Annotated in this window: 24 protein-coding genes; 9 read left to right on the top strand and 15 right to left on the bottom strand. The window is 72.7% G+C overall.

Annotation, left to right across the window (positions count from 1 at the left end):
- The first annotated feature begins 36 nt into the window (after positions 1-36).
- From Vau01_RS20525 to Vau01_RS20505, 5 genes are read left to right on the top strand one after another with little or no spacing between them, the layout of a single operon-like run.
- On the top strand, positions 37-1,278 hold the full coding sequence (locus Vau01_RS20525) for a sensor histidine kinase (RefSeq protein ID WP_308440473.1): 1,242 nt from the start codon (positions 37-39) through the stop codon (positions 1,276-1,278).
- A 7-nt stretch (positions 1,279-1,285) separates the two neighbouring features.
- Positions 1,286-1,927 (top strand): response regulator, encoded by a 642-nt coding sequence (locus Vau01_RS20520; RefSeq protein WP_203995305.1) that lies wholly within the window; start codon positions 1,286-1,288, stop codon positions 1,925-1,927.
- Between the two features lie 34 nt (positions 1,928-1,961).
- Complete coding sequence (locus tag Vau01_RS20515) at positions 1,962-2,939, top strand: zinc-binding dehydrogenase (protein WP_203995303.1); 978 nt, start codon at positions 1,962-1,964, stop codon at positions 2,937-2,939.
- Positions 2,940-2,962: 23 nt separating this feature from the next.
- The gene (locus tag Vau01_RS20510; RefSeq protein ID WP_203995301.1) at positions 2,963-3,277 is read left to right on the top strand and encodes a PadR family transcriptional regulator; all 315 of its coding nucleotides are present in this window, start codon (positions 2,963-2,965) and stop codon (positions 3,275-3,277) included.
- Positions 3,274-3,873, top strand: coding sequence for a hypothetical protein (locus tag Vau01_RS20505; protein ID WP_203995300.1), 600 nt, complete (start codon positions 3,274-3,276; stop codon positions 3,871-3,873). The genes Vau01_RS20510 and Vau01_RS20505 overlap by 4 nt, the downstream gene beginning before the upstream one ends.
- Positions 3,874-3,900: 27 nt before the next feature.
- Here Vau01_RS20505 and Vau01_RS20500 read toward each other — a convergent pair whose 3' ends face one another.
- Together Vau01_RS20500 and Vau01_RS20495 are read right to left on the bottom strand one after the other, a co-directional pair.
- A complete protein-coding gene (locus Vau01_RS20500) occupies positions 3,901-4,143 on the bottom strand; it encodes a hypothetical protein (RefSeq protein WP_239151726.1) in 243 nt (80 codons plus the stop codon).
- Positions 4,144-4,148: 5 nt separating this feature from the next.
- A complete protein-coding gene (locus tag Vau01_RS20495; RefSeq protein ID WP_203995298.1) occupies positions 4,149-4,652 on the bottom strand; it encodes a DUF3995 domain-containing protein in 504 nt (167 codons plus the stop codon).
- 121 nt (positions 4,653-4,773) lie between these two features.
- Here Vau01_RS20495 and Vau01_RS20490 point away from each other — a divergent pair, with 121 nt between their 5' ends.
- Both Vau01_RS20490 and Vau01_RS20485 read left to right on the top strand, forming a co-directional pair.
- Positions 4,774-5,955, top strand: a complete 1,182-nt coding sequence (locus tag Vau01_RS20490; protein ID WP_203995296.1) for a sensor histidine kinase — start codon at positions 4,774-4,776, stop codon at positions 5,953-5,955.
- The gene (locus Vau01_RS20485; RefSeq protein ID WP_239151725.1) at positions 5,952-6,593 is read left to right on the top strand and encodes a response regulator transcription factor; all 642 of its coding nucleotides are present in this window, start codon (positions 5,952-5,954) and stop codon (positions 6,591-6,593) included. Before Vau01_RS20490 ends, Vau01_RS20485 begins: the two co-directional genes overlap by 4 nt.
- Before the next feature lie 49 nt (positions 6,594-6,642).
- On the opposite strand, the gene Vau01_RS20480 is transcribed toward Vau01_RS20485, so the two are convergent.
- Complete coding sequence (locus Vau01_RS20480) at positions 6,643-7,029, bottom strand: TipAS antibiotic-recognition domain-containing protein (RefSeq protein ID WP_203995291.1); 387 nt, start codon at positions 7,027-7,029, stop codon at positions 6,643-6,645.
- Between the two features lie 80 nt (positions 7,030-7,109).
- On the opposite strand from Vau01_RS20480, the gene Vau01_RS20475 reads away from it, so the two are divergent.
- Positions 7,110-7,619, top strand: coding sequence for a VOC family protein (locus Vau01_RS20475; RefSeq protein WP_203995289.1), 510 nt, complete (start codon positions 7,110-7,112; stop codon positions 7,617-7,619).
- Positions 7,620-7,634: 15 nt separating this feature from the next.
- On the opposite strand, the gene Vau01_RS20470 is transcribed toward Vau01_RS20475, so the two are convergent.
- Positions 7,635-8,423, bottom strand: coding sequence for a sporulation protein (locus Vau01_RS20470; protein ID WP_203995284.1), 789 nt, complete (start codon positions 8,421-8,423; stop codon positions 7,635-7,637).
- A 328-nt stretch (positions 8,424-8,751) separates the two neighbouring features.
- On the opposite strand from Vau01_RS20470, the gene Vau01_RS20465 reads away from it, so the two are divergent.
- On the top strand, positions 8,752-9,096 hold the full coding sequence (locus Vau01_RS20465; RefSeq protein ID WP_203995527.1) for an RNA polymerase-binding protein RbpA: 345 nt from the start codon (positions 8,752-8,754) through the stop codon (positions 9,094-9,096).
- A 159-nt stretch (positions 9,097-9,255) separates the two neighbouring features.
- Here the strand turns inward: Vau01_RS20465 and Vau01_RS20460 are convergent, their stop codons facing one another.
- The 11 genes from Vau01_RS20460 to kdd all read right to left on the bottom strand — a co-directional run bounded on the left by Vau01_RS20460 (position 9,256) and on the right by kdd (position 21,418).
- Positions 9,256-9,786 (bottom strand): FxsA family protein, encoded by a 531-nt coding sequence (locus tag Vau01_RS20460; protein ID WP_203995282.1) that lies wholly within the window; start codon positions 9,784-9,786, stop codon positions 9,256-9,258.
- A 9-nt stretch (positions 9,787-9,795) separates the two neighbouring features.
- The gene (locus Vau01_RS20455; RefSeq protein ID WP_239151743.1) at positions 9,796-10,566 is read right to left on the bottom strand and encodes a polyprenol monophosphomannose synthase; all 771 of its coding nucleotides are present in this window, start codon (positions 10,564-10,566) and stop codon (positions 9,796-9,798) included.
- Between the two features lie 41 nt (positions 10,567-10,607).
- Positions 10,608-12,245: an apolipoprotein N-acyltransferase gene (lnt, locus tag Vau01_RS20450; protein ID WP_373320279.1), complete on the bottom strand. Its 1,638-nt coding sequence runs from the start codon at positions 12,243-12,245 to the stop codon at positions 10,608-10,610.
- Between the two features lie 618 nt (positions 12,246-12,863).
- Positions 12,864-14,186 (bottom strand): glutamate mutase L, encoded by a 1,323-nt coding sequence (locus tag Vau01_RS20445; protein ID WP_203995525.1) that lies wholly within the window; start codon positions 14,184-14,186, stop codon positions 12,864-12,866.
- Positions 14,187-14,191: 5 nt separating this feature from the next.
- Entirely contained in the window at positions 14,192-14,566 is a 375-nt protein-coding gene (gene kal, locus Vau01_RS20440) for a 3-aminobutyryl-CoA ammonia lyase (protein WP_203995277.1), read from the bottom strand.
- The gene (kamE, locus tag Vau01_RS20435) at positions 14,563-15,315 is read right to left on the bottom strand and encodes a lysine 5,6-aminomutase subunit beta (protein WP_203995274.1); all 753 of its coding nucleotides are present in this window, start codon (positions 15,313-15,315) and stop codon (positions 14,563-14,565) included. Before kamE ends, kal begins: the two co-directional genes overlap by 4 nt.
- On the bottom strand, positions 15,312-15,884 hold the full coding sequence (locus Vau01_RS20430; protein WP_203995264.1) for an RloB family protein: 573 nt from the start codon (positions 15,882-15,884) through the stop codon (positions 15,312-15,314). Before Vau01_RS20430 ends, kamE begins: the two co-directional genes overlap by 4 nt.
- Positions 15,874-17,106 carry an AAA family ATPase gene (locus Vau01_RS20425; protein WP_203995261.1) on the bottom strand — a complete coding sequence of 411 codons (1,233 nt, stop codon included), beginning with the start codon at positions 17,104-17,106 and terminating at the stop codon, positions 15,874-15,876. The genes Vau01_RS20430 and Vau01_RS20425 overlap by 11 nt, the downstream gene beginning before the upstream one ends.
- A 171-nt stretch (positions 17,107-17,277) precedes the next feature.
- Entirely contained in the window at positions 17,278-18,825 is a 1,548-nt protein-coding gene (gene kamD / locus Vau01_RS20420; RefSeq protein ID WP_203995258.1) for a lysine 5,6-aminomutase subunit alpha, read from the bottom strand.
- Positions 18,825-20,384, bottom strand: a complete 1,560-nt coding sequence (locus Vau01_RS20415) for an amidohydrolase (RefSeq protein ID WP_203995256.1) — start codon at positions 20,382-20,384, stop codon at positions 18,825-18,827. Before Vau01_RS20415 ends, kamD begins: the two co-directional genes overlap by 1 nt.
- Positions 20,385-20,389: 5 nt before the next feature.
- Positions 20,390-21,418, bottom strand: coding sequence for an L-erythro-3,5-diaminohexanoate dehydrogenase (kdd, locus tag Vau01_RS20410; protein WP_203995250.1), 1,029 nt, complete (start codon positions 21,416-21,418; stop codon positions 20,390-20,392).
- Positions 21,419-21,480: the final 62 nt, after the last annotated feature.

The raw sequence follows: 21,480 nt of genomic DNA, 5'->3' as shown, positions 1-21,480 counted from the left end.
GGGACTGCGGCCGGTGCCGCCGGTAGCGTCCGTGACGTGACAGCAGCGGTGATACGGGGCACGGCGATGCAGGCGATCGCCCAGCGGCCGTGGGGATTCCTGCGCTCGGCGTGGCCGTGGCGGTCGCTGGCCTACCTCGTCGCCGGGGTGCTGCTCGGCGCGGCGACGGCGACGCTGTTCACCGTGCTGGCCGTCGCCGGCGCGGCGCTGGCGATCGTCCTGATCGGGTTCCTGGCGTTCCCGCTGATGATGCTGGCCTCGATCTACGTGGCCCGGTTCGAGCGGTGGCTGCTGCGGCTGGTCGAGCCCGGCGTGGTGGCCGCCGACCCGCACCGGCCGGTGCCGGCCGGCACCTGGCGCGAGCGGTGGCAGTGGGTGCGGGCCCGGCTGCGCGAGCCGATCACGTGGCGGGAGTTCGGCTACGCCGTCGTGTCGTGCCTGACGCTGTGGTGGGTCGACGGGGCCGTCATCGTCATCGCGTTCTACGTGCCGGCGGTGTTCATCGGGGCGCCGACGTACATCAGCGACCCGGTGGCGATGGTCCCGATGATGGTCTTCGGGTTCCTGCTGATCCCGGTGGCCGCCTATCCGGTGACGGCGTGGGCGGCCGCCCGGGCCGCGATGACGCGCGCGGTGCTGGTGCCGCTCGACGCGAAACTCGGCGAGGCGGTGCGGTCGCGGGCCCGGCTGGTCGACGCGTTCGAGGTCGAACGCCGGCGCATCGAACGCGACCTGCACGACGGCGCCCAGCAGCGGCTGGTGACGCTGTCGCTGAAGCTCGGCCTGGCCCGCCTCGACCTGCCGCCCGGGTCGCCGGCCGCGGTCCAGGTCGCCGAGGCGCACGAGCTGGCCCGGCAGGCCCTCGACGAGATCCGGGAACTGATCAACGGCGTCCACCCGCAGGTGCTCGCCGACCGGGGACTGCCCGCCGCCGTCGAGGACCTGGCGAGCCGCGCGCCGGTGCCGGTCGACGTCGACGTGTCGCTGCCGGGGCGGCTGCCGCGTCCGGTGGAACTGGCCGCCTACTTCGTCGTCTCCGAGGCCCTCACGAACGTCGCCCGGCACAGCGGCGCGAGCCGGGTCGGCATCACCGGCGGCGTCGAGGCCGACCGCCTGGTGCTGGAGATCATGGACGACGGACGCGGCGGCGCCGACCCCGACGCCGGCACCGGCCTCGCCGGCCTCGGCGACCGGGTCGCCGCCGTCGACGGCACGCTGACGCTCCTCAGCCCGGCCGGCGGGCCGACGCTGATCCGGGCGGACCTGCCGTGCGGGTAGACCTGCCGTGCGGGTAGTGCTCGCCGAGGACAGCGTGCTGCTGCGGGAGGGCCTCGTCGGGCTCCTGCAGCGGTTCGGGTGCGAGGTCGTGGCGGCGCTCGGCAGCACCGACGGGCTGGCCGACGCCGTCACCCGGTTGACGCCCGACGTCCTGATCACCGACGTGCGGCTGCCGCCGACGTTCACCGACGAGGGCCTGCGGGCCGCGGTGGCGATCCGGGCCCGCCGCCCCGACCTGCCGGTGCTGGTGCTGAGCCAGTACGTCGAGCAGACGTACGCCGCCGAACTGCTCGACTCCGGGCACGAGGGCGTGGGCTACCTGCTCAAGGACCGGATCGGTGAGGTGGAGGAGTTCGTCGACGCGGTCCGGCGGGTCGCCGCCGGCCACACCGTCGTCGACCCGCACGTGGTGCGGCAACTGCTCGGCCGGCGCAAGGACCCGCTGCACCGGCTGACCCCGCGCGAGCGGGAGGTGCTGGCGCTGATGGCGGAGGGCCGGTCGAACGCGGCGATCGCCCGCGCGATGGTCATCACCGAGGCCGCCGTCGCCAAGCACATCAGCGGCCTGCTCGGAAAGCTCGACCTGCCACCGGACGCCGACGACCACCGCCGGGTCCGCGCCGTCCTCGCCTATTTACGGGGGCGTTGACCTCAACCTTGGTTGAGGGTGGAGGATCCGTCGCATGCATGCGATCCGTCTGTACGAATTCGGTCCCGCCGAGAACCTCCGCTACGAAACCGTCGACGACCCGGTGCCCGGGCCGGGGCAGGTCCGCATCGCGGTCGCCGCGGCCGGCGTCCACGTCATCGACGCCTCGATCCGGGCCGGTGACGCGCCGCCCGGCCAGCAGCCCGACCTGCCGGCGACCCTCGGCCGTGACGCCGCCGGCACCGTCGACGCGCTGGGCCCCGGCACCGACCCGGCCTGGCTGGGCCGGCGGGTGGTCGTCTACCTCGGCGCCCGCAACGGCGGCTACGCCGAACTCGTGGTCGCCGACGTCGACGCCCTGCACCACCTGCCCGACGGCGTCGGGTTCGAGGCGGCCGTCGCCATGATCGGCACCGGCCGCACCACGCTCGCCGTCCTGGAGGTCGCCGCGATCGGACCGGGCGACACCGTGCTGGTCACGTCCGCCGCCGGCGGCATGGGCGCGCTCGCCGTCCAGGCGGCCAAGCGGGCCGGCGCCACCGTCATCGGCGCCGCCGGTGGTCCGACCAAGGTGGCGACGGTGCGCGACCTCGGCGCGGACCTCGCCGTCGACTACCTGAACCCGGCCTGGAAGGACGAGGTCGAGGCCGCGCTCGGCGAGCGGCCGGCGACGGTGGCGCTGGACGGCGTCGGCGGCGCCATCGGCCGGGCCGCACTGGAACTGCTCGGGGTCGGCGGCCGGCTGGTGCTCTTCGGCTGGTCGTCCGGCGAGCCGACCCCGCTGAGCACGATGGACCTGTTCGGACGGGGGATCAGCGCGACCGCGGCGATCGGCGCGCGGATCTTCAACCGGCCCGGCGGCATCCGCGACCTGGAGACGAAGGCCCTGGCGGCCGCCACCACGCTGGTGCCGCTCGTGCACACGTTCCCGTTGGCCGAGGCCGCGAAGGCGCACACCGCCATCAAGGCCCGGGAGACGACCGGGAAGGTGGTGCTCCTCCCCCGGCGCTAACCTATCTATGTAGAATAAGCCGGGTGGAGCCTCTCGCCCGACTCGGTCGGGCCACCGTCGACGTCCTCGTCGAACTGCTCGCCGACGACCGTCCCCGCTGGGGTCTGGAACTCATCAAGGCGACGGGTCGCCCGTCCGGCACCGTGTACCCGCTGCTCGACCGGTTGGAGCAGGCCGGCTGGGTCACCTCGTCCTGGGACGACGACGCCGGGCGCCGGGGCCCGCGCCGCCGGCTCTACGCGCTCACGCCCGACGGTGCCGCCGCGGCCCGCGCGGCGGTGCGCCGGGCGACCTCCGCCCGGCCGGCGCGGCTCGCACCGAGGCCGGTGACCGGATGAGCGGGTGGCTGGCCCGGCTGGTGGTCCGCACCGCCGCGGCCCTCGTCGGCGGCCCCGAGGTGCGGGCCCGCTACCGCGAGCAGTGGCTCGCCGACGTCGAGGGCGCACGGGAGGTCGGGCTCCGGCCGGCGGCCGTGGCGGCCGGAGCGGCGGTGGCGGCGGCCCGGCTGGCCGTCACCCGGCCCCGGTGGCAGGTGACGCCGCTGGGCTGGGTGACCACCGCCGTCCGGCGCCGCTACCTCGTCGTGCAACTCGCGGTCGCCTATCCGTACGCGTGGGCGCTGGGCTACCTCGGGTACGCCCGGGTGCGGTCCGGGCTCACCGTCGCCCAGCTGTTCGACCGCCCGGTCGACCCGAAGGATCTGCTGGTCCCGTGGCTGCCGACGATGTGGCTGCAGCCGCTGGTGATGCTGTGGCTCGCCGTGGGCGGCTGGGTGGTGGGTGCGGCCCTCGCCCCGGTCGGGCTCGCGCTGTCGATCGGCGGGCGCGGGTCGTCGCGGTGGCTGCCGGTGGCGGGGACGCTGACCGCGGCGGTCGTCACCGCGTTCGCCGTCGGCGACCTAGGCGCGGGCCTGCGCCTCTGGCTGCTCGACTAGGTCAGGCGACTAGGTCAGGCGACTAGGTCAGGCGACCTCGTCGGTGGCGGCGTCGGTGCCGATCCAGCCGACGAACCGGGCGTCGAGGCCGGCCGGCGAGGCGCCCGGCAGGTCGTCGCGGGCCTGGGTGAGGTACCACTCCATCAGCGCGGCCAGCTCCGGTTCCCGGCTGTACTCGGCCCGGAGCTGGCGGCGGCGGGTCGCACACGGCCACGGCGCGCCGCACCCCGCGCACTGCCACGACGGACGCAACGCTTCGTGAAATCCCACGCATCTCATAGTGACTGATCATCGCCAGGAACGACCATCGCGTTCCCACGGGCGGGTGCCCGCCAGAACCCGTACGTGGCCGGGACCAGCAGGACCGCGCCGAGGAAGAAGTACACATTGATGGCGTATCCGGCCCAGAGTTCGGCACCGGTCGGCGGTTCCAGGTCCGGGTCGAGCAGACCCAGCAGCCCGGCCGGTGCGATGCCCGTCACCTGCGCGAGGAACTCGACGAACCCGGGCACGCCCCGCAGCGTCAGGAGCACGCTGCCGACGACGAGCGGGGTGAGCAGCAGCCACCGCGGTACCCGCCGGCCCCACGGGCGGACCGTCGCCAGCACCACCACCGCACCGACCGCGGCCATGCCGATCAGCGTCGCGTTGTAGGCGTGGAAGGCGGCGGTGTCCATCCCCTCGCCGTGGAACGGGTTCCAGCCGAACAGGAACGGGGTGTGCCAGCCGACGAACGCGACGAGCCACGCCGCCGAGGCGTACGCGGGCCACTTCTTCATGGTGTCCTCCATGCCACCCACGCTCCCGGGCCGGCCGCCGGCGCACCTCCGGCGCCGGTAGGGGTCGTCTCCCCCACGGGAGGGAGCCGACGCGACGGCCCGGCTTGGCACGATGGACGCCATGCAATGGACGCTTCTCGGGCGGCGGTGGGTGCACCTGCTGCTGGGCGGTGCCCTGCTGATGCCGTACTTCCTGCTCGCCCAGGTGGTCATCGAGGCGGCCGTCGGCCCGGCGACCGGTGCGGCCGGGTCGCTGGCGGCGCAACTGGTCATGCTGCTGTGCACCGTGCCGCTGGTCGCGGTCACCGGCCTCGCCGGCCCGGTCCGGCTGCTGGCGGGCGTGGCGGCGCGGGAACTGCTCGGGGTGACCGTGTCCGCGGCACCGGCCCGCACCGCCGTCGACCGGCTGCGCACCGGCGCGTGGTGCGTCGCGCACCTGACCCTCGGCGGCGTCGTCAGCGCGCTGACGCTCACCCTGCCGCCGCTGATGGTCCTGCTGGTCACGCTGCCCTGGCACGGGCACCGGCTGGGGACGACGGTGGTGCCGACCGGCTGGTCGGCGGCGTGGGGACCGCCGGCGGCGGTGGCCGTCCTCGCGGGTCTCGTCGCCGTGGCCGCGGGAGCCGGTGCGCTGCTCACCCGGCTGGCGGCCGCGCTGCTCGGCCCGTCGGCCGCCGACCGGCTGGCCGGCCTGCGCCGGCAGGTGCGCGAACAGGCGATCCGCACCCGGCTGGCCCGCGACCTGCACGACTCGCTCGGTCACGCGTTGAGCGTCATCTCCGTGCAGGCGGGTGCCGGCGAGCGGCGGCTGGACGCCGACCCGGCCTTCGCGCGGGCCGCGTTCGTCGCCGTCCAGGACGCGGCGCGCACGGCGTCGGAGGAGCTCGACCGGGCGATCGGCCTGCTGGGCACGGAGGTCGGTGCCGAGCCGCGGGAACCCGACCTCGGCGACCTCGACGGGCTGGTGCGGGCGGTCCGGGACGCCGGCGTCGACGTCGACAGCCGGGTGGAGCTGCGGCCCGTGCCCGACGAGGTGTCCCGGGAGATGTACCGCCTCGTCCAGGAGGGCCTGACGAACGCGGTCCGGCACGGTGGACGCGCACCGGTGCGGCTGCGGTTGCGGGTCGACGCCGACGATCTGTGGGTCGACCTGGTGAACCGGCTCGACGGCACCCCCCGCCGGCCGGGACGCGGGCTGCGCGGGATGACCGAACGGGTCGCCGCGCTCGGCGGCGACCTGACCGCCGGCCCCGACGACGGCGAATGGCGGATCCGGGCCCGCGTCCCGCTGGTGACCCCGTGACGCGGCGGGTCCTGCTCGCCGACGACGAGCCCCTGATCCGGATCGGCCTGCGTGCCGTCATCGACGCCGAACCGGACCTGGAGGTCGTCGCCGAGGCCGACGACGGCGCGGCGGTGCTGCCCCTGGTGCGCATGTCGGCGCCGGACGTCGTCCTGATGGACATCCGGATGCCGCTCGTCGACGGGATCCAGGCCACCCGCCAGATCCTGGCGACCGTCCCGCACCCGCCGAAGATCCTCGTGGTGACGACGTTCGAGAGCGACGAGAACGTCTACGCCGCCCTGCGGGCGGGTGCGCAGGGCTTCGTGCTCAAGCGGGCCCGACCGCAGGAGATCGTCGGGGCGATCCGGGTGGTCGCCGACGGCGACTCGCTGCTGTTCCCGGCGGCGATCCGAGCCCTGGCCGGCCGGTTCGGCGGCGGCGCAACGGGCGCCCCGCTGGCCGAGGCGGGCCTGACGCAGCGCGAGGCCGACGTGCTGCGCCTGATGGCCCGGGGCCGGTCGAACACCGAGATCGCCGGTGAGCTGTTCGTCGGCGTCCAGACGGTGAAGACGCACGTCGGCAACATCCTCACCAAGCTGGCCGCCCGGGACCGGACCCAGGCGGTGATCGCCGCGTACGAGTCCGGTTTCGTGTAGGACCCGTGCGCCGCCGTACGGTGCGCGGGCACCGTACGGCGGCGTCTGGTCAGACCGAGGCGCGGGCCGCGTTGGCGTGGATGGCGTCGCGCAGGTACGCGGCCAGGCCCGGAGTGACCGCGTCGTAGGTGGCGGTGAACCGCGGGTCGTCGACGTACATGTCGCCGAGGCCGCGGTGGAACTCGGGGTCGCAGTCGTAGAAGTACCGGTTGAGCTGCTGGCGGTGCTCCTCGGCGAGGTCCATCGCGGCCGGGTCGCCGGCGGCCACCCCGGCCCGCAGCGCGGCGGCGAGCCGTTCGTTCAGGTCGTCGCCGGCGGCCTTGATCTCGGCCCAGTCGCCCGCGGTGTACCGTGCCGTGCGTTCCTGCGACTGCCGGTACGCCGCGGTGTTCCCCCACCGCTCCCGGGCCTCGTCGGCATATGGGTTCTCTGTCATGCCTCCAGCGTGGAGTCTCCCGCCGCTGGAGGGTCAAGGTCCATGTTATAGTTGCTTGAGCAACTACCTGGGAGGTCGCCGTGCCGATCCACCGCCTCAACCACGCCGTCCTCTACGTCCGCGACGTCGAGCGCAGCGTCGCCTTCTACGGCGACGTCCTCGGCTTCACCAGCATCATGGCCTTCCCCGGCGCCGCGTTCCTGCGCGCCCCCGGGTCGACGAACGACCACGACCTGGGCCTGTTCGAGATCGGCGCCGCCGCGGGCGCGCCGACCGCCGGCCGGTCCACGGTCGGGCTGTACCACCTGGCCTGGGAGGTCGACACGCTGGCCGAACTCGGCCGGGTCCGCGACGCGCTGCGCGCCGCCGACGCGCTGGTCGGGTCGTCCGACCACGGCACCACCAAGAGCCTCTACGCCAAGGACCCCGACGGGCTGGAGTTCGAGGTCGTCTGGCTGATCCCGGCGAACCTGCTCGACGAGACCGCCCTGCAGGCCCGCACCCAGATCGGGCCGTTGAACCTCGACGCCGAGATCGCGAAGTACGGCGGGGACACCCGGGGCGGCGTGGGGATCTCAGTACCAGCCTGAGATCCCCGGGTCCGCTCAGAAGAACAGGTTGCGGCGCTGGGCCACCTGACGGACCCAGCCGTCGACCTGCTGCGCCCAGTCGACGCTGTCGGCGTCGTGGTGGCCGACCTGGAAGTGGCTGATCGCGTCCGACCCGGACGACAGCAGCCCGCCCTTCTTGTCGAACTCCAGGATCACGTCGACGCCCTGCGGGTTGGCGACGAACGTGACCTCGACCTCGTTGATCGCGCTCGAATACTGCGGCGCCGAGTACAGCTCGATCTCCTGGTAGAACGGCAGCGTCTGGCGGACCCCGCGGAGCTGCCCGCGCTCCAGGTCGGCCGACTTGAACCGGAACCCGACCCGGGAGAAGCCCTCCAGGATCCGCTCCTGGATCGGCAGCGGATACACGTTGACCGAGTCCAGGTCACCCTTGTCCAGCGCCCGCGCCACTTCGAGCTCGGTGCGCAGGCCCATCGTCATGCCGTGCAGGTGCTGGCCGAACACCTCGGTGATCGGCGTCTCCCACGGCACCGCGAACTGGAACGGGACCTGCAGCGGCTGCTGGGCGGCCAGCTGGAAGGAGCCCGTGACCCGCTGCCGCTGGAAGGCCACCGTCGAGTCGTACTCGCCGTCCTCGTGCTCCACCTCGACCTTGGTGACGAGCGCGAGCTCGACGTACTCGATGGTGACGTCGTGATCGCCGCCCTGGATGTTGACCTGGCCCTCCAGGGCCAGCCCGGGCCGCGTGTTCGGGTTGGCGAGCACCGTGTCCACCGAGGGACCGCCCACGCCGAACGCCTGCCGTAAACGTCTGAAGACCACCGGTTCGTACTCCCTTCAGGCGGCGCGCGAGTCGCTGCCACCCTGTCCGGGCAGATGGTAGCCACCGCTGTCGCAACGCGCGGCGGAAGCCGCTCAGGTGATCGGACCCGGCAACCGGGCTGTTCGGACGGGCTACGCCGGCCCGGCGTAGTGGCCGATCACCGTGTGTGCCGGTAAAATCGAGGAAATCGGGCGGGTGCCTGCTGCATCGCAGCGGCGTGATCATCGTTATCCTCGGGCATACTTCCGGCGAAACCGGGAATCGATCCGATGTGCGGTGTCGTTACACCGTCTGACCTTGCACCACTACCCGAAGGGAAAGTCGTCCATGGGCGAGCGCATGCTGCGCGGGAGCCGCCTCGGAGCCGTCAGCTACGAGTCCGACCGCAACACCGAGCTGGCTCCGCGTCAGACCCGCGAGTACCTGTGCGCCAAGGGCCACCGGTTCGAGGTGCCTTTCGCCGTCGACGCCGAGGTACCCACCACCTGGGAGTGCAAGTTCGACGGCAGCGTCGCGCGCCTCATCGACGGCAACGAGCCGGAGCAGAAGAAGGCCAAGCCGCCGCGCACCCACTGGGACATGCTGTTGGAGCGCCGCTCGATAGCCGAGCTGGAAGACATCCTGGCCGAGCGCCTGCAAGAGGTCCGCACCCGCCGCGGCCGCGCCTCCTAGCACGCCGCACGACTCCAGAGCCCCGCGTCGGCCTCGACGCGGGGCTCTTCGTGCTCCCACCGCGCCTCAACCGCGTCGATCTTGCAGTTGTGCTCGCCTAAAAACGGGCGAATTCCGACGAAAGGGCGGACACAACTGCAAGATCGACGCCGGGGGAACCTACCGGGGTGGCAGGATCTCGCCCTCCAGGGCGGCCTGCGGCTTGCCGTCGTCGGGCGGAGGCTCCGACGCCGACGCCGATGCCGTCGGCTCGGGCACCGGGTCGCGCTGGACGTTGACCCGGCGGGGTCCGAACATCCCGCTCGCCGCGACCGCCGTGAGCTGACGCTCGACCACCCGCTCGGCCAGCCGCGCCGACGCCCGCCGCACCGGCGGGATCAGCAGCACCAGCCCGGCGACCGCCCCGACGAACCCGGCCAGCAGCACGAGCATCGCCGCGCCGAAGGAGACCGCGGCGTCGGTGCCTTCGCGGCCGGGCGGCCGGCCCGAGTCGACGGCGGCGCGGAACTGCCGCCACCCGCGCCGGCCCGTCCGGCGCACCAGCACGTAGCCGACGGCGTACTTGACGATCAGCAGCCCGATCGTCCATGCCGCGCCGAGCTGCCACACGACCAGCCCGAGCACCACCAGTTCAAGGAGCACACCGACGACCGCCAGGATCCCGAGCGTCGCCAGCCACCGCCTCAGCATGCGGTCAACTTAAGCACGTTTACGGAACAAGCGGCGAACGGCGTCGACGCGGGCCTGGGCGCCCCACACCGTCACCCGCCACAGCGCCTCGCGGACGATCTTCTGGCTCATCTTGCTCTGCCCGCGTTCGCGCTCGACGAACGTGATCGGCACCTCGACCAGCCGGCAGCCGGACTTGTGCGCCTTCCACGATCCCTCGACCTGGAAGCAGTAGCCCTGCGACGCCACCTTGTCGATCTCGATCTTGTCGAGGACCGGCATGCGGTAGGCGCGGTAGCCGCCGGTGGCGTCCCGGACGGGCATGCCGAGGACCACCCGCACGTAGATGTTGCCGATGCGGGAGATCAACTGCCGGCTCACCGGCCAGTTGACGGTCTTGCCGCCGGGCACGTACCGGGAGCCGAGCACCGCGTCCGACTCGGCCAGCGCGTCGAGGAGGAGGTGGAGCTGCTCCGGCTGGTGCGACCCGTCGGCGTCCATCTCGACGACCGCGTCGTAGGCGCGGTCGCGGGCCCACGAGAACCCGGCGACGTAGGCGGCGCCCAGGCCCTCCTTGGCGGTGCGGTGCAGCGCGTGGACCTGCGCGTCGGCCGCGGCCAGCTCGTCGACGATGGCGCCGGTTCCGTCCGGGCTGCCGTCGTCGGCGACCAGCACGTCGACGTTCGGGGTGGCCTTCCGGACCCGGTCGACGATGATCCGCACGTTGTCGGCCTCGTTGTAGGTCGGAATGACCACCAGGACCCGGCCCACGCCCGGGTAACCGTCGACTGGGCCATCCACAGGGCCGTCGACAGGGCCGTCCTGGGGGTTGACGGCGTCCGTCACTGCTCCTCCTCGGTCTTCGTGCGTCGACGGATCAGCGCCGCGGCCACGAGTGCCGCGAGTGCTCCGGCGATGAACAGGTACTCCGGCCCGGCTCCGAGTCGCGTCGCCAGGGTACGACGATTATCGATGTGTAGCTGGCGGACGACGACGGCCGCCGTGAAGAACGACGTTGCACCGTATACCCGCCCATGGGCGTCCACAAATCCGGACACTCCAACGGTGGACGCCATCAACGCGTCCTGCCCGTGCTCGACGGCGCGCAGCCGCACCATCGCCAGTTGCTGTTCGGCCTCGGCGACGTTGAACGTGGCGTTGTTCGTCTGCACGGCGATCAGCTGCCCGCCGGACACGACGGCGTCGCGCACGAGCCCGTCGTAGGCGACCTCGAAGCAGATCACGTCGCCGATCCGGGCCGGCCCGAGCTGCAGCACGCCCGGCCGGTCGCCGGGGGCGAAGTCGCGGCGCACCAGGTCGACCTTGTCGGTGACCTTCCGCGCCAGCGACCGGAACGGGACATACTCCGCGAACGGCACCGGATGCTGCTTGATGTAGCGGTCACCGGGGCCGGTGCGCGGGTTCCACACCTGCCCCACGTTGATGATCTTCTCGGGGTCGTCCGGCGCCACCCCGAGCGTCCCCACCAGGATCGGCGCGCCGATCGCGTCGGCGGCCTCGCTGATCCGGGTGGCCGCATCGGGGTTGCGCAGCGGGTCGATGTCCGACGCGTTCTCCGGCCACACCACCAGGTCGGGCCGCGGCGTCTGGCCGGCGTCGACGCGCCGGGCGAGATCCAGGGTGGCGTTGACGTGGTTGTCGAGCACGGCGCGGCGCTGCTCGTTGAAGTCCAGGCCGAGGCGCGGCACGTTGCCCTGCACGATCGCGACGGTCACGGCCGTTCCGCCAGGTTCGGTCTTCGGAACGGCCAGGCCGGCGACCACCACCAGGCCCGCGGCGCCGGCCAGGGCCGCGCCGCGTTTCACAACCTGAGCGGACGCCATGGGCACGGTCGATCGGGTACGGACCCCGGCGCCGGTGACATTCATCAAGAGAGCGACCAGCAGCCCTCCGACCAGCGCCGTGGCGAAGGTCACCAGCGGCGCCCCACCGGCGGCAGCGAACCCGAGCAGCGGCGAGTCGCCCTGGCTGAACGCCAGCCGACCCCACGGGAACCCGCCGAACGGGATCCGCCCGCGCAGCGCCTCCTGCAGCGTCCACAACGCGGCCGTCACCGGGCCGAACAGCCAGACGCGGCGCACCAGCAACGGACTCACGTACGCCGCCGCGGCACCCTGCAACGCCATGAACCCGGCCTGCAGCCCGACCAGCAGCACCCACGGCATCTTCCCGACCTGGATGCTCGTCCAGTTCAGCAGGACACCGAAGAAGATCGCGCCGGCGACGAACCCGAGCGCGGCACCGGCGCGGGCCCGCCGACCGTGCGTTGCCAGCGCGAACAGCGCGACACCGACCGGGGCCAGGAACCACAGGTCGTGCGGCGGAAACGCGAAGATCAACGCCAATGCGGCACCGACCGCGTACAGCAGCGGCCGCAGCCGCAGCAGGGCACGCGTCACCGGATGGGGTTGTCCACGGTCCGGGTCTTCCTGGGCGGGGCGGGCTTCCAGCACCGTCACGTCCCGCCCTCCCCCTGTGTACTCAGGTTTACTCGCATACCGGGTCCAATTGTGCAGGTGCTCGGATCACGCCGGCATATCGGGGAAGGCTCGAACGGCCACACGTACCTGTCGGTTCTCCCAGGTAACACATCGGGGCGCGTCCGGCAGATGCCGGCCGCGCCCCGCGGTTCCAGGCCCTAGGACGGCCGGTGCGGCAGGGACGAGCACCCGTGGTCTTCGTTCCGACCCGGTACGTGCCGGTTGCACGCCCGCGGCCGTTGTCTACTGACCACGCGACCCTGCCCGACACCGAAGAGCGCACCGAACCGCCGCACCCCGCTCGACCCCCGCCCGGTGCCGGGCCGCACAACCGGACCTGGGTGGCCCGGGCGTTCCCGGTCGGACGAAGGGGCAAGGCGGACCGACACCGCTCGCCGTTGTAGGACCTGACGACGGTACGCGCCCACCCCCGGACCATGTCAAGCCGTCGCCCACACGGCGGCTACACGCTGCTCGCCATGTGGACGCCCACCCACACGGCCGCCCGAATAAACGGCGCTCGATGCGCACGCAGTGGTGCCGGCCATCCAGGGCCGCCAGCCCCATACGGCGCTCGATGCGTGGCCCGGCAGCCGGCTATCCAGGGCCGGGCGGCGCCGGGAGCAGGTGGGCCCGCAGCAGCGCCACGGCCGCGTCGGGGTGGTCGGCGGCGAGGAGGCCGGCGGGCGCCAGGACGTAGGCGGTGTCGATCGCCAGCACCGGTGCCCGGGGCACCGACCAGCCGCCGGCGAGGTCGCCGGTCACCGCGGCCAGCACCGTGCGGGCGTCCGCGGCGGGCGCGTGCCGGAGCACCCCGCCGGACCCGATCACCAGCGACACGTCGCGCAGGTCGCGGCCGCCGCGGCGGACACCGTCGGCGACGGGTTCGCCGCGGGCGTGCCGGCGGACCGCCACCGTCGCCGCGAGCGCGGCCAGGGGCAGGTCGGTGCCGGGGTCGGCGGGCCGGCCCGGGTCGGCGGAGTGCGCGGCCGCGGCCTGCTCGAGCCCGTCGCGGACCGGCATCCGTTCGGCGCGGGCGGCCTCGATGACCCCGCCGGCCGACCAGCGGACGCCGAGGTCGCCCTCGACGGTGCGGCCGTGCCAGGCCGTCCCGGCGACCTCGGCACCGGCCGACCCGGTGTCGGGCAGCACCGAGTACACGTCGGTGGTGGCGCCGCCGACGTCGACGACGAGCAGCCCGCTGCCGGGCCGGGTCGCGGCGAGCAGTTCGACGCCGGTGAGCACCGCGTCGGGAGTGGCAGCGCGGACCAGGGCGGCGAACCGGCGCCCGCGCGAGAGACCCTTGCCGCCGATGACGTGGCGCAGGAACACGTCGCGGATCGCCGTCCGGGCCGGCCCGGGCCGCAGGTCGCCGACGCGGGGCAGCACGTTGTCGCAGCTCACGTGCGGCACCGCGCGGAGGGCCGCGACGGCGTCGGCGCGGGCGTCGGCGTTGCCGGCGAGCACCACCGGCCGCCGCCACCGGACGGTGCCCAGCCGGGCGGCGTTGTGCAGCAGCGTGTCGGCGTCGCCGCCGTCGGTGCCGCCGACGAGCAGCACCACGTCGGGCCGCGCCGCCCGCAACGCGGCGACACCGGCACCGTCGAGCCGGCCGGCGGCCACGTGCACCACCCGGGCACCGGCCGACAGCGCCACCCGCCGGCCGGCCTCGGCGCTGACGAGCGCCTCGTACCCGACGACGGCCAGCCGCAGCCCGCCGCCGGCCGACGAGCACACGTACGTCTCGTCCGGTGTGTGGCCGGTGGCCGCGATCGCTTTGTCCAGGCCGTGCAGGACGTCGGTGTCCGACGTGGTGGGGTGGCTGGCGGTGGCGAGCAGGGCGCCGCTGTCGACGTCGACGATCGCGGCCTTCGTGTACGTCGACCCGACGTCGACGCACGCCGCTGTGCGCGCTTTGATGCGCGTCACCGCGAAACGGGAACGACCACCGTGCCGGTCGCGACCACCGCGACCACCGGGGGTTCCAGAACCTGCGACGCCGACTCCGAGATCTCCGGCTGCCGACGGCAGTGGATCGCGCAGGAGAACTCGACGCGGCGGCTGCGGGTGCCTACCCGGGTGACCGACGCCGTGACCTCGACGACGTCGCCGGCGTAGATCGGCGCGACGAAACGGATCTCCTCGTAGCCGGCGAACAGGCCCTCGTCGCCGTCGGTGCGGATGCACAGTTCGGTGGCGGCGTCGCCGAACAGGCCGAGGGCGTAGGCGCCGTCGACGAGGTTGCCCGCATAGTGCGAGTTCGCGACGTAGCGGCGGTGGGTGACGGTGGTCCCGATCACTTCTTCTTCTCCTTGGCTGCTGTGCTGCTCAGGGCGTGCACCAGGTAGCTGGCCACCTCGCGCGGGGTGGTGCCACGGCTGAAGATCCGGTCGACGCCGAGCTCGCCGGCCATCGACTCGTCGAAGCGCGGCCCACCGACGACGAGCAGCGGCCTCTTGCTCTCCGGGTACGACTCCCGGAACGCGGCCGACATCTCGCGGGTGTTGTGCAGGTGGGCGTCCTTCTGCGTGACCACCTGGCTGACCAGCACCGCGTCGGCCTTCTCCTGCCGGGCCGCGGCGACCAGGTCGGGCACGGTGACCTGGGCGCCCATGTTGACCACCCGCAGTTCCCGGTAGTACTCCAGGCCCTTCTCCCCCGCCACCCCCTTGACGTTGAGAATGGCGTCGATGCCCACCGTGTGCGCGTCGGTCCCGATGCACGCCCCGACGACGACGAGCTTGCGCCGCAGGTTCGCCCGCACCGTGGAGTTCACCTCCTTGGCCGCCAGCAAGGGGTAGTCCCGCTCGACGACGGTCACCTCGTCGAGGTTCACCAGGTGGTTGACCCGCCCGTAGACGACGAAGAACGTGAAGCCGGTGCCCATCTGCTTGGCGTGCACCAGCATGGCCGGGTCCAGGCCCATCTTGGCGGCGAGCTGCAGGGCCGCCCCTTCGGCCTTCTTGTCGTGCGGGATGGGCAGGGTAAAACTGATCTGCACCATGCCGTCGCCGGTGGTGTCCCCGTACGGCCGAACGTAGTCACTCATGACGCGCGGATCCTTTCGACCAACTGCCACACGTTCGTGGAGGGGTTGGCGGTGAACGCCGTGCCGTCGGGGTCGAGCTTGCGTGCCCGCTCCACCGCGTCGTCGATCTTGTCGCGATACGCGGCGAAGTTCAGCCGGCACTTGTCGTAGTCGCGGACGTACTTCTTCAGCCTGGTCGCGACGTCGTCGTAGCCGGTGCAGTGGGCGGTGCAGTCGGCGTGGTGCAGCAGCAGCCAGAGCTCGAAACACGGGTTCGACACGGCGAGGCTGACGCGCTCCTTCCGGGCGAGCGCGACGGCCCGGGTGAGGTCGAACTGGTCGACGTCGGTCACGCACCAGACCTCGTCGAACACACCCGGCTGGCGGTTGCGGTGCCCCGCGGCACGCCGGACGAGCCGCTCCGGATCCGCGCCCTCCGCGACGATCCGGACGCTGACCGCGCTGCTCCGGTTTTCGAGTTTGAGCCCGTCGAAGTACTCCGGCTCGGTCCGGAGGCCGCCGCAGTAGACGAGCACCGTGTGTTTCGTCGGAAGGTCGCCGCGGCGCCGGGTCGGTGGGTTACGCCGCATCGGGATCGGTTCCCCGTGCCAGCGCTCGGCGCGACGCGAACTCCGACAGGACAGGCACCGCTCCGTAGCTGCCGGCGAGGTAGCGGCGCTCGGTGTTCTCGTGCTTGCGGGGCCGGAACTCGGCCAGCGAGTAGAGCCGGGTCGTCTGCGCCGAAGGGTCCTTCTCGACGAACCAGATCTCGTCGCGGGACAGGGTGTCCTCGTCGAGCATGGTGGCGTCGTGGGAGGTGAAGATCAGCTGCGCCCCGAGCGGGTTGATCTGCGGGCTCCGGAACAGGTTGACGAGGTGCCGCGCCAGGTGCGGGTGCAGGGTGGTGTCGGCCTCGTCGAGAAGTAGCACCGTCGGCCCGTCCAGCGCGCCAGCGATCGCCACGGTGAGGTTCAGCCATGTCCTGGTGCCCGCGGATTCCTCTGCCGCGGTCAAGGGCACCGGGTGATCGCCGTGATAGAAGAGAAGTCGACTACTTGATCTCTGTGCGCGCGCCCACGCCGACGAGAGGTTGACCGACTTGCCCGACACGGTGGGATGCGAAATAACCTCGTAACGTTCGGCGATTTCGGGTTCGTCTTGATCTGCACGCAAGGTCTCCGATACCCGGTGTTGGACGATCGCACCGCCGAATAACGACTCCAGAACGTCGTCCATAAGCTCGACGTTGGTGATTCCAAGATCAGCAACTCGGAGAAGGTCGAGAATGACGTCCCGCCGGGGGGAGTTCGCGGCCAAGGCTCGGTGAACATCCGCGCTTATCGTCGGACCGGGTTCGGCGCAGACCAGTCCCTTGTCGAACCAGCGGAACAGGGACTCGCATTCGGTGATGTTCGATCGGGCGGCAACGCTGAGGAATAGGGCGTTGGCGCGGGTCAGGTCACGGGCGGCGTCCAGCGGACCGCGAACGGTGGAACCGAAGGTCCAGTCGGCGCCTTCCCGTTCGAAGATGACGCGGCGGCGGCCCTTCGGGAACGTGTGCAGCCATTCCTCGCGGACCATGTTGTCGTCGACGACGAAGCCGTAGTAATGGCGGACGCCGCCGAGGATCAGGTCGACCGCGTACCCCGACGACTCCGCCGACGCTGCGGGGTCGAGCTTGAACGGGACCCGGGGCACGCCGCCGCTGGGGGTCCAGGACGCGAAGGAATCCAGAACCGCCTGGCGCATCCAGGTGAGGGCGTCCAGGAGGTTGGACTTGCCCGACGCGTTCGCGCCGTAGATCGCGGCCACCGGGGTGACCGGACGGGACTTGTCGTACGCCGGGAGGAGGACCAACTCCTGGGCGGCGCGGATCGACTTGTGGTTGGCGACACGGAAGCTACGCAGCACCGGGCACCGCCGCAGCGGGAGTTTCGCGCCTCATCGTGCAAGTAAACCGCACGAATGCGCCTCTGTGTGGGCTCACGCGGCGTCCAGGGCGGCCACCGCCGGGTTGTAGTAGTCGTCGGCTTTCTGGACTACGCCGGCCAGGCCTTTTCCGGCGTCCGCCGGGCGTTTCATGATGCCGAACGTGCCGTCGGCGATCGCCGGGAGCAGGCCCTCGGCGGCGATGCGTTCGAGCAGGGTCACGGCCTCGTTCAGCACCAGATCGGCGCGCTGCTGGATGAAGCCGCCCGGTTTCGGGGCGAAGTCTTCGGAGAGACCGCCGCAGGCGTTCAGAACGTAGCGGACGTTCTGCAGCGCGATGTCGCGGTCGCTGAGCCACGGTGTCACCACGGCCTCGGTCATCATGCCGACCAGGAGGATGCCCTGGCCGGTGAGGACGCCGGCGAGGTTGAAGAAGCCGTCGAGGAGGTTGCCGCGGAAGACGTCGCCGGTCATGTGCTTGGTCGGGGGCATCCACTTCAGCGGCGCGTCGGGGAAGAGTTCGCGGGCCAGCAGGGCGTGGGCCAGCTCCAGGCGGAACGAGTCGGGGAGGTCGGGGTTGATCTCGAAGGCGTGGCCGAGGCCGAGTTGGGCGTCGGGGAGGCCGGCCTCGTGGGCGAAGAACTCGTTCAGCAGCTGGGACACGGTGACGGTGTGCGCGGCCTCGACCGCGTCGGCGGTGGTGAGGTAGTTGTCCTCGCCGGTGTTGATGATGATCCCGGCGCGGGCGTGGACCTGCCGCGCGAACCGCTGGTCGACGAACGTCCGCACGGGGTTGATGTCGCGGAACAGGATCCCGTACATCGAGTCGTTGAGCATCATGTCGAGGCGTTCCAGCCCGGCGAGCACGGCGATCTCGGGCATGCACAGGCCGGAGGCGTAGTTGGTCAGCCGCACGTACCGCCCGACCTCGCGGGAGACCTCGTCCAGCGCGGCCCGCATCAGGCGGAAGTTCTCCTGCGTGGCGTAGGTGCCGGCGAAGCCCTCGCGGGTGGCGCCCTCGGGCACGTAGTCGAGCAGCGACTGGCCGGTCGAGCGGATCACGGCGATCACGTCGGCGCCGGCGCGGGCGGCGGCCTGGGCCTGCGGGATGTCCTCGTAGATGTCGCCGGTGGCGACGATCAGGTAGATCCACGGGCGCTGCTTCGGGTCGCCGAGTTTGGCGATCAGGCGATCGCGGGACCGGCGCTGGCGGTCCACCGTCTTCAGGCCGGCGGCGACCGCGCGGTCGGCCGCGCGCCGCGCCGCCGTCGCGGCGCCTTTCGCCGGCAGGTCGAAGGGGACGGACCCGGCGGCGGCCTTCTGCGCCAGGACCGTCGGATCGGTGACGCCGTCGCGGCGCATGGCGTGGAACACCGGCACGGCGACGCCGTGGTGCAGCCCGATCCCGGCGTCGACGGCGTCGACGAGGCGGTTCACCCACGGGATGCCGTCGGGGTCGGCGCCGGTGACGCCGGCCAGGCGCAGCGTGGCGCGTTCGACGGCGACGGTGGTGCGGGTGCGGGCCAGGTCGACGACGGGCTGCCCGGCGCGGGCGGCCAGCGCCCGGGCGCGCGCGACCAGTGCGGGGTCGAGATCGAGCATCAGGTCGACGTCCAGTGGATCGGGGTGCCTCTCAGGACGGTGAGGCGGCACCGGGGCTTGTCGTGGGTCGGCGCGTCCGGGTCGTCGGAGAAGACCGGCAGGCCGCGCAGCAGGTCGCCGTTCCAGTCCCAGGCGGCGAGCGTGGCCGGCGCGCCGGGGGCGAGCACGCCCTCGGCGTCGCGGTGGACGGCGCGCCAGCCGCCGCGGGTGTGCGCGGCGAACGCCTGGCGGACGCTCAGCCGCTGGGTCGGGTTGCGGTGGAACACGGCGGCGTAGACGGCCGACCACGGGTCGACCGGGGTCACCGGCGAGTCGGACCCGAACGCGAGGGTGACGCCGACGCCGGCCATCGACCCGAACGGGTTCGCCGCGAGGGCCCGGTCGACGCCGAGGCGGGTGGCGTACATGCGGTCGGTGCCGCCCCACCGCCAGTCGAAGACCGGCTGCACGGACGCGATGACACCGAACTCGACGAGGCCGCCGATGAGCCTCTTGTCGACCATCTCGACGTGTTCGACGCGGTGCCGGCGGGCCCGCAGCCGGTCGAGCCCGACCTTGCCGGCGGCGAGGGCGAACCCGGCGACGACGGTGGCCAGCGCGGCGTCGCCGATCGCGTGGAAGCCGCCCTGCAGTTCGTTTTCGGTGCACTCGACGAGGTGGGCGGCGACCTGGTTGGCGGTGACGTAGCCGTGGCCGCACCGGTCGGGCTCGTCGGTGTAGGGCTCGCGCAGGTGGGCGGTGCGGGAGCCGAGGGCGCCGTCGGCGAACAGGTCGCCGGCCGCGCCGAGCGCGCCGAGGTCGCGGGCCTTCTTGGCGGCGCCGAGTTCGCCCCAGTACCCGTACACCTCGGGCAGCCGCTCGGTGCCGGCCGAGTCCGGGCCGGCCAGGGCGAGCAGGCCGGTGAAGTCGTCCTCGCTGGAGATCTCCGGGCCGCCGCACTCGTGGACGGCGGCGACTCCGGCCCGGGCGGCCTGCTTGAGCGCGTGCCGCTGGGCGTCGCGGCGCTGGGTGGGGCCGAGCGAGCCGAGGGCGACGGCGCGGACCTCGTGGTGGGCGTCGCGGGTGAGCCAGCCGCCCGGGTCGTGGCCGGGGGTGGCGGGGTTCGCGGCGGCGAGCAGGGCGGTGGAGACGACGCAGGAGTGCACGTCGGCGCGGGAGAGGTAGACCCGGCGGCCGGCGGCGGCCCGGTCGAGTTCGGCCGGGCGGGGCGGGGTCGGGTCGGGCCAGCGGGACTCGTCCCAGCCGTGGCCGAGCACGACGGCGTCGGGTGCCTGGCCGGCGGCGTGCCGGGCGAGCCGGTCGAGCACGTCGGCGCGGCTGCGGGTGGCGGCCAGGTCGAGGCCCTGCATCGTGACGCCGGTGTCGGTGACGTGCACGTGCGCGTCGACGAACGCGGGGGTGACCAGGGCGCCGTCGAGGTCCATGGTTTTATCGGCGGCCGGGGCGTCGGCGTCGGCACCGAGCCAGCTGATGACACCGTCGTCCATCAGCAGGGCGGTGGCGTCGGGAGCGGCCGGGCTGAAGATGCGCGCACCGCGCAACAGGACTCGTTGACCCATGCCGCTCAGTGTGCCGCCAGGCGGGCCCGGAACAGCGAACGCACGCCGGGCTCGGCGCGCACGAGATCGAGCGCCGTGGCGGCGTGGCCGGGGACGTAGCCGTTGCCGATGAGCATGGTGACGTCGGCGGCGAGTCCCTCGGCACCGAGGGCGGCGGCCGGGAACGACGTCGCCATGGAGAAGAAGATCACAGTGCCGCCGGGTGCGGTGGCGAGGATCGCGCCGTGTTCGCAGCCGGGGACGTCGACGCACACGACGGTGACGTCGGCCGGCCCGCCGAGGGCCGCCTCGACCGCGGCGGCAGTGGCGACGGGATCCCGCGCATCGGCCAGTGATGTGACGTCGGCGAGCGTCACTCCGTCCAGAAGAAGCTTTTCGCTCGTGGTGGGGACGACGCCGAGCGTGCGCGCGGCGCCCGACCGGCGGGCGGCAGCCAGCGCCAGCGAGCCGCTCTTGCCGGCGCCGCCGAGTACGGCCACGCGCGGCCGGTCGTACCGCTTGACGACGCGTTCGACGAGGGCGGGTGCGCCGCAGACGTCGAAGACCGCGAGGGCGAGATCGTCGTCGAGGTCGTCGGGGAGGACGGCGGCGATGGAGCGGCCGAACAGGATCGCGTGGCCGGTGCACGGGACCTGTTCGGACGTGCCGGTCCACGCCATCAGGTCGTCGGTGATCTCCAGCGGGGTGAGGGTGAGGCTCACCAGGGTCGCGACGCGGTCGCCGGGCTTGAGGCCCAGCGGGGACTCCGGGCCGACCTCGGCGACGGTGCCGATGAGCATGCCGCCCGAGCCGGTGACCGGGTTGTGCATCTTGCCCCGTGTTCTGATGATCTCCAGGACTTTTGCGCGGACCTTGTCGCCGTCTCCCCCGGCCTCCTCGCGGAGCTGGCGGAAGCTCGCGGCGTCGAGGTTGAGCCGTTCGACGGCGATGCGGACCTCGTCGGGGCCGATGGCGGGATCGGTGTCGAGGCGGGTGGCGGCCTGCGGCAGGACACCTTTCGGCTCCATTACCCGGTGCAACCCGACGGCCGACATCGCTCTCCCCTTTCTGATGTTGAAAACATCCGGCAGAATAGTCGGCTGGCCGCAGAATTTCC

Origin of the sequence: Virgisporangium aurantiacum, from assembly GCF_016863635.1 — a bacterium.
Classification (GTDB): domain Bacteria; phylum Actinomycetota; class Actinomycetes; order Mycobacteriales; family Micromonosporaceae; genus Virgisporangium; species Virgisporangium aurantiacum.
The sequence above is the reverse complement of the archived record's forward strand: the minus strand, read 5'-3'. Positions and strand labels throughout refer to the sequence as shown.

Excerpts from the sequence above, each read along its gene's own strand:
- Vau01_RS20515 (WP_203995303.1), top strand. The coding sequence starts at position 1,962 with ATGCATGCGATCCGTCTGTACGAATTCGGTCCCGCCGAGAACCTCCGC.
- Vau01_RS20505 (WP_203995300.1), top strand. The coding sequence starts at position 3,274 with ATGAGCGGGTGGCTGGCCCGGCTGGTGGTCCGCACCGCCGCGGCCCTC.
- Vau01_RS20495 (WP_203995298.1), bottom strand. The coding sequence starts at position 4,652 with ATGAAGAAGTGGCCCGCGTACGCCTCGGCGGCGTGGCTCGTCGCGTTC.
- Vau01_RS20490 (WP_203995296.1), top strand. The coding sequence starts at position 4,774 with ATGCAATGGACGCTTCTCGGGCGGCGGTGGGTGCACCTGCTGCTGGGC.
- Vau01_RS20480 (WP_203995291.1), bottom strand. The coding sequence starts at position 7,029 with ATGACAGAGAACCCATATGCCGACGAGGCCCGGGAGCGGTGGGGGAAC.
- Vau01_RS20465 (WP_203995527.1), top strand. The coding sequence starts at position 8,752 with ATGGGCGAGCGCATGCTGCGCGGGAGCCGCCTCGGAGCCGTCAGCTAC.
- Vau01_RS20460 (WP_203995282.1), bottom strand. The coding sequence starts at position 9,786 with ATGCTGAGGCGGTGGCTGGCGACGCTCGGGATCCTGGCGGTCGTCGGT.
- kamE (WP_203995274.1), bottom strand. The coding sequence starts at position 15,315 with ATGAGTGACTACGTTCGGCCGTACGGGGACACCACCGGCGACGGCATG.
- Vau01_RS20430 (WP_203995264.1), bottom strand. The coding sequence starts at position 15,884 with ATGCGGCGTAACCCACCGACCCGGCGCCGCGGCGACCTTCCGACGAAA.
- kamD (WP_203995258.1), bottom strand. The coding sequence starts at position 18,825 with ATGCTCGATCTCGACCCCGCACTGGTCGCGCGCGCCCGGGCGCTGGCC.
- Vau01_RS20415 (WP_203995256.1), bottom strand. The coding sequence starts at position 20,384 with ATGGGTCAACGAGTCCTGTTGCGCGGTGCGCGCATCTTCAGCCCGGCC.
- kdd (WP_203995250.1), bottom strand. The coding sequence starts at position 21,418 with ATGTCGGCCGTCGGGTTGCACCGGGTAATGGAGCCGAAAGGTGTCCTG.